General features: G+C 36.1%; 8 protein-coding genes. All 8 read right to left on the bottom strand.

Features of this window, described 5'->3' with window-relative positions; all coding sequences use genetic code 11:
• Positions 1 to 119: 119 nt before the first annotated feature.
• The 8 genes from EK386_RS17590 to EK386_RS17555 all read right to left on the bottom strand — a co-directional run bounded on the left by EK386_RS17590 (position 120) and on the right by EK386_RS17555 (position 6884).
• Entirely contained in the window at positions 120 to 464 is a 345-nt protein-coding gene (locus tag EK386_RS17590) for a YutD family protein (protein ID WP_126660485.1), read from the bottom strand.
• A 55-nt stretch (positions 465 to 519) separates the two neighbouring features.
• Complete coding sequence (gene lipA, locus EK386_RS17585) at positions 520 to 1440, bottom strand: lipoyl synthase (RefSeq protein ID WP_126660484.1); 921 nt, start codon at positions 1438 to 1440, stop codon at positions 520 to 522.
• 98 nt (positions 1441 to 1538) lie between these two features.
• A complete protein-coding gene (gene yunB / locus EK386_RS17580; RefSeq protein ID WP_179966058.1) occupies positions 1539 to 2312 on the bottom strand; it encodes a sporulation protein YunB in 774 nt (257 codons plus the stop codon).
• 41 nt (positions 2313 to 2353) lie between these two features.
• Positions 2354 to 3463, bottom strand: coding sequence for a cyclic di-GMP phosphodiesterase (locus EK386_RS17575; RefSeq protein ID WP_246027715.1), 1110 nt, complete (start codon positions 3461 to 3463; stop codon positions 2354 to 2356).
• Positions 3464 to 3546: 83 nt separating this feature from the next.
• A complete protein-coding gene (locus EK386_RS17570; protein WP_126660483.1) occupies positions 3547 to 4908 on the bottom strand; it encodes a bifunctional metallophosphatase/5'-nucleotidase in 1362 nt (453 codons plus the stop codon).
• Between the two features lie 30 nt (positions 4909 to 4938).
• A complete protein-coding gene (locus tag EK386_RS17565) occupies positions 4939 to 5760 on the bottom strand; it encodes a sulfite exporter TauE/SafE family protein (RefSeq protein ID WP_126660482.1) in 822 nt (273 codons plus the stop codon).
• Complete coding sequence (locus tag EK386_RS17560; protein WP_126660481.1) at positions 5760 to 6617, bottom strand: DUF72 domain-containing protein; 858 nt, start codon at positions 6615 to 6617, stop codon at positions 5760 to 5762. The genes EK386_RS17565 and EK386_RS17560 overlap by 1 nt, the downstream gene beginning before the upstream one ends.
• Positions 6618 to 6737: 120 nt before the next feature.
• Entirely contained in the window at positions 6738 to 6884 is a 147-nt protein-coding gene (locus EK386_RS17555) for a YezD family protein (protein WP_121214246.1), read from the bottom strand.
• Positions 6885 to 6902 lie beyond the last annotated feature (18 nt).

Genomic DNA, 6902 nt, shown 5'->3' with positions numbered 1-6902 from the left:
AGGCAAAATTAAAAATGAGTCCGGTACAATACCGAACCCATTTTGAGAAAGTTGCCTAATGAAATAACCGTGTCTAACTTTTAGGGGTCACTTCAAAATCACATGCGCGGCGTTTTTTATTATTCGATTTCTTCAATTGGTTGTTCGTTTACGGCTTCTTCTACACTCACTGGTACTTCCTGCTTTGGCGCTTTCCCAGTCTTTTTTAGAATGAAGTAGGCACAGCCAAAATTACAATATTCAAATAAATAATCTTCAAAAGTACTAATCTTCGTATCAAATGTGGCTTTTTGATTTCGATCATCGAAAAACCCTTTTAAACGAAGCTGGCCATATCCCCAATCTCCAACGATATAATCATATTTCACTAAAATATCAGAATATCGAGATAAAAACGCATCCTCTTGAAATCCATCTCGGACGTTTTCGACAATTTCATATGCATTTCCTTCTGCAATAATCATCGAAAAATTCCCCCTATCCACATACGTTCCTTTAGTTTCAAAGGTAGTATTCTATTTATTTTACTTCTGCTTGAAGTTGTCTTGTTTTCGTTGCTTCATTTACTTGCTCATCTGCATGGTAGCTACTACGCACTAGTGGACCTGCTTGACAATGTTGGAACCCTTTTTCCATCGCAATTTTACGAAGCTTTCCAAACTCAATCGGAGAATAATATTTTTTGACAGGTAAATGTTTTTTCGATGGTTGTAAATACTGACCAATCGTCATAATGTCTACGTTATTTGCACGTAAATCATCCATTACTTCTAAAATTTCATCCCATGTTTCCCCTAATCCAATCATTAGCGATGATTTTGTTGGAATGTCTGGTTGCATTTCTTTCGCTTTTCTTAAAAATTCTAAGGAACGATCATACTTAGCACGTGCACGAACTCTTGGCGTTAAGCGGCGAACCGTTTCAATGTTATGGTTTAAAATATCAGGTTTTGCATCCATTAACATTTGTAAGTTCTCTTCTACTCCACCTAAGTCTGAAGGTAATACTTCCACAGATGTTTGAGGAGATTTACGGCGAATCGCACGGATCGTTTCTGCCAGTACGCCAGCTCCACCATCCTTTAAATCATCGCGAGCAACCATTGTAATAACGACATGTTTTAAATTCATAATTTCAACAGAATCTGCTACACGTTCTGGTTCTGCTAAATCTAGCTCAGTCGGTAAGCCTGTTTTTACAGCACAGAAACGGCAGGCACGCGTACAAACCGACCCAAGAATCATCATTGTTGCTGTTCTTCTTTCGCCCCAACATTCATGAATATTCGGACAACGCGCTTCCTCACATACCGTATTTAAGTTTTTCTCGCGCATTAATTTTTTTAAGCCTTTATATTCATCATTTGTATTTAATTTTATCTTTAACCACTCTGGTTTACGTAATATTTCATCTTTCCTAGTTGTAGGATTCGTAGTCATATCATCAGCCCCAATCAATATTGAAAAATATTTACACTGATGTCAATGTAACATATTCCTACAATCGAAAACAACTAACTTTCTTTTTTCATTTCAGATTAATTACTAGGAACAGGTACCTCGATTGACGGCTGTGCTCCCTCTCCCCCATTTGTATAAATATGAGGTACTTGGCTTCGGACTAGTCCAATCGCAACAGGTATTGTCTGTTCGACAGTCGCTTGCTTACTAGCAAATGGAATAATAATTTGCACATTTACTTTAAGGTGAATATTTACTTCTACTAAAGCATTGTTAATTCCAAATTCTTTAATGGATGTTGCGACATCACTAGCAACGTTTCCGATGATATGAAATCGAATCGGCACTCTTGGACCTAAGTTTCCTAAAAGCGGGATGTTTAATGCTTGGGCAATGGGAACGAAAAATACAATACCATCCCCCTTTTGTATTTCACTTATGTCATATTCAACATTTTCTAGATCTGGTAACTGAGTTAAATCTCCCTGCTCTGCTAATGTTAGGTGTTCTTTTACTAAAGTTACTGTCTCAGCACGAACTTGGTTAATAATTTCTGCATTAAATCGAGTAGTTAGCATGTAGTCAGACTCAGATGGTAAATCTTCTATAATCTCATTTATATCTAAAACCGTCGTCGTTCTCGCATTGATTGCTTTACTCACAACATGAGCCGCAATTTTATAGGTTTGTACTTCAGCATATTGTAAATACGTGGGCATTAGACGACCATTTAGAATATACAAAAACAACGTGACTGCCACAACGAAACTAATGACAAATATCGCAAAACGATTGGATCTGTTGCGCCTTTTTGGTCTTTTAAACCGCATTTTTGGTCGACGAGAAAACAAAAAATCTCCTCCTGCTCCAATTTATGAACAGGGGGAGATTTCTATTCTGCATTCGGTAAATAATCCGTTTCCACTTTTTCAATGATCACATTCAACTGTTCATCTAAATTAATTAAATAGGTTGATTTTAATAATGTGCCATTTTCTTCAAATATCCGAATGCTTGGCATTGCTGCATTATCCTTATTTTGTTTTGCAATAATGCCTCTTCTACCGTCCGATAATAAAACGACGGACCCATTCGGATAATGGATGATGCTTCGATTAAAGGCTTCCACCACGCGTTTATCGAAAATCGTACCTTTACCAGCATTAATGATTTCAACACCTTGAGATGGCAGCATTTTCTTTCGGTAGACGCGATTCGATGTGACGGCATCAAACACATCTGCCACAGCAATAATTTTGGCATATGGATGAATCTCGTATTCTACTAGTCCTCTAGGATAGCCACTTCCATCAAGGCGTTCGTGATGTTGAAATGCACAATGGGCAACAAGTAAGGACACCGTATGTAAATTTCGTAAAATATCAAATCCACTACGCGCGTGCTGCTTCATAATTTCATATTCTTCATCGGTTAAACGGTCCGGTTTAAATAATATATCAGTAGGAATGATCATTTTTCCTACATCATGTAACATCGCGCCAATTCCAATTGTTTTTAATTCTTCACGGGAGTATCCCATTTCTCTTGCAATTGCAACTGAATATAACGTCACTTGAAAGGAATGTTGGTAAATATATTCATCATAAATGAGTGTATCGGTTAAAACCGTTAATATTTCATCACTTTTCATAATGGAGTTTAATAGATCATCTACAAGCTCTCCAATCGCTTTAGACTGTTTATCTAAGACTAGAGATGCAGCGCTACTATTTAACCCTTTTAACTGATTAAATGAACTCGTTATATGTTTAACGGCTTTTGTTCGTTTTTCTGGTGAAATGGTTTCTTCTATTTCAATACCATCCGAAATTGCATCCTCAATGTACAAATATTGTATGCCTAATTGTTTAAGACGTCTAAGGATGCCTTCAGATAAAACAACATTTTTTTGTATAAGAGGATGCCCCGCTTCATTCCAAATCGTTTTACCTGCTACCATTCCTGGCTTCAGTACATTAATCGATATTAATCGCATTGGCATTTAAACCTCAATTCTTATTCAACTGTTCTTACCATTTTATAAAACCAATGCTAAAAATATAATATTTCAATAACGATTGTCAATCAAAATTTCTTTTCCCCAAAACTTACGAATATGTCTCTTAAAAACATTGGTAGTAAATATTGCTTCTTGGCATATTTGAAATTCGGGAAAAAGTAACCAAACGTAAACATATCTAAAGTAGCTAATTTGTACGTTTGGTCAGGTAAGGCAACTTTATTATTTATTAACAGTTCACGATGTCGATTCATTGAAAATTGATACGTAAGCATCTTACCAAAAATGGTTCCTCTAAACCCAAGTCCTTTTAATTCGAGCATCGGCCAATCTTGATTTTGTGCTTGTAAATACACTTCTTTTAGCTCTGTTCCTGTCAGTTCGATTACGCACAAATTAATGGGATGAGGGAATATTTTATGAATATCGTACTTGGTTATGGTTCCCTTTTTTAAATCATCCAACAAAATTCCAGCATTAAACATCGTACAATCGGCCTTCGTAAAATCTAAGATGGCTTCTGCAAAAAGTGTGGACAAATTGGAATAATGGAACCATTCTTTATTATAAAATTTTTTTGTTTCGAAAATGGGCGTTTGAAGCAGTTGCTTTCCTTGTTCTCGAAGCTCTGTTAGAAATAGCCCTTCTTCATTAAGTTCAGGTAATAGGGCATTTTCAATGGCAATTTCATCTTTTTTCGTAAGGGTACGCGTTGTATGATTAAATTGCAATGTGAGATGACCCGTATACATGCCAAACTTTCCACAACCAGTAAGTAACACATTATTCACTACTTTACCTTGCTGGAATAAATGGTGGGTATGCGCCCCAAAAATGACGTCAATGGATGGACACTCTGCAGCTAATAATTCATCCTCTGTAATTCCTAAATGGGATAAACAAACGACAATGTCTACTTGTTCTTTTAGTTGATTTACGATGTCAATGATCTTCTGCCGTGGTTCTGTCACATGCCAATTTAATTCTTCGTAAAAGGCATCAAATCTTGCAGTGGCAGCAACCACACCAATCGTCGTGCCGTATTTTGTTTGTAGAATCGTATAAGGTTTCAACCATTTCGGCTTTTCCCCTTGTATTGGTTCTATATTTGCTACAATTACTTCAAATTGCGCTTCATCGTAAAGCGTATAAAGCTCGTCATAGGATAACGTAATTCCTTCGTTGTTACCGATCGTGACAACATCATATTCTGCTTCATTTAATAGCTTCACATTCCCTTTACCTAAAGTAGCTTCAGTAAAAATGTTAGAGCGATCGAGATGATCCCCTATATCCATTAAAAAGCTTGCCTCGCCACACTTAGCATATTCTAATCTTTGTTCTTTTATATATTTTTGCATTCTTATCCAATATTCAAAATGACTATGTATATCATTTGTATGAAAAATATGAATTGTCTCCAGCATATTGACACCACCTTTCATTATTTTAAAATTCTAAAGTAATCCTTCAATGACCGAACGAATCCCCATAATCATCATCACAACTTGTAATACCATAACGACTGTTTTTGAGCTTAATTTTTTATTTAATGCCGAACCAAACTTTGCACCAATATATGCTCCAATAATGACCGGTATTGTATAACTCCAAGGGACATTCCCTAAATAAATATGACTTGCAGAGTTAACAAGGGACGATAAAAATACCATGAACATTGAAGTTGCCACGGCCACGTGAGGTGGAAATAAAAATAAAAGAACCATTGCAGGAACTAATAAAGACCCACCACCAATTCCAAACAGCCCGGAAATCATCCCTACGACAAATGTTAGGACGATCGCAAACCAAATTGGAAAACCATATTCATATTCAATACCATTTTTATCAATAAACGTTCTTTTTGTACCATGATCGATAAACCAACTAATTGGCTTTAACTTATCTTTCACTAATAAAAGCGTGGATAAAACGATTAACAAAATACCAAAAAGTAAATTAAAGGAGGGTAAATCTAAACTTTTATTTAACCATGCTCCAAACATCGTTCCGGGAATACTTCCAATAAAAAAGATCAAGCCACTTTTAAAATCAATTTGTTTTGATTTCATATACGATAGAGTGGAAGATAATCCTGTAAAAATCATCATAATGACCGATAAGCCAACAACACGTTGAGGCGTTAAGTCTGGGAAAAATTGTAGTTCCAACCCAATAAATAATGTGGCAGGAATCAAGATGACACCGCCACCAAGTCCCACCAGTGCCCCCACTATGCCTGCACATAAAGCGATAAGCCCTAATAATAAAAATGCCATTAAAATTCTCCTTCAAATAGATCCAATTGTTTTGGTGAAAGTCCCTCGTAATCTATACGGAGCATTTGTTGCAATGTTTTTGCATTTTTTGCTGCATGGTGCCCTGAATTATTATTAAATAAAACATAGACTTCCTGACATTGACTTTCTAGTTTTTTTATCTTTTCCGCTAAATCGGTTAGTTCGTCTTCATTATAGTCATAAAGAAAACGTACTTCTCTCCAATTTTCTGTTGATCCAGAGTTCCGCCAACCAAACACGTTGCGCCCATGTATACGAACGAGTGCCTTTTTAGAGGTCGCTTCTAACACGAAAGGAACCGAACCAACACCAGCTTGTGGCTCGTCACACACCGTATGGATTGTCCCAAGCTCTCGTAAAAAACGGAGTGTCTCTTGTCTTCTCTCTTTGCTATACCATGTCTGATTTCGAAACTCAATCGCAATGGGAAAATCGACTAATTGTTGTTTAATGTAACGCAAATATTGAACATTTTTCGCTGCACAATCAAACCAAGGTGGAAACTGGACTAAAATCATCGCTAACTTGTTTGCCTTCTGGAACGCTTGAGCGCATTGACGAAATGCTTCGAACATATCGTTACGCGTCTCATATGGATTGTCATCTCGTAAATGTCCTGTCATTCCTTGATAGGCCTTCACTATAAATTGAAAAGTATCCGGTGTTCCAAAAATCCATTTCTCTATATTTTGGACAGAAGGAATCGCATAAAAGGACGTATCCACCTCAACGATAGGAAAATGACCGCTATAATCAAATAATCGATCTCGTTTTGCAGCATTTGAACGATAAATCGATGGATGATCTCCCCATCCAGTAAGACCAATTTTTATCATGTTATTTCACCTATTTTACATTATTTCATTTATCTTCATCTTCTCTAATTATTAGTATAAACGAAAAAATTAAAAAGTTCGTTTACGCAAGTAGCATAAATCGAACTTTTTTGTTTTTTCTTATTTAAGTCGTATTTTTTCATTTTTATCAATTTGTACAACATGTTGATCTTGGATAACAACCGTGATTGAGCCATAACTTAATGTCGAAATCATTTTTTCAATGTTTTTTAAAGCTAATTCAATATTTTCCTGTTTTTTACTCATATCACATTTTCCTTTCTT

Origin of the sequence: Lysinibacillus antri (genome assembly GCF_003977595.1) — a bacterium.
In the GTDB taxonomy this organism is placed as follows: Bacteria; Bacillota; Bacilli; order Bacillales_A; family Planococcaceae; genus Ureibacillus; species Ureibacillus antri.
This window is presented reverse-complemented; position numbering and strand designations above follow the sequence as displayed.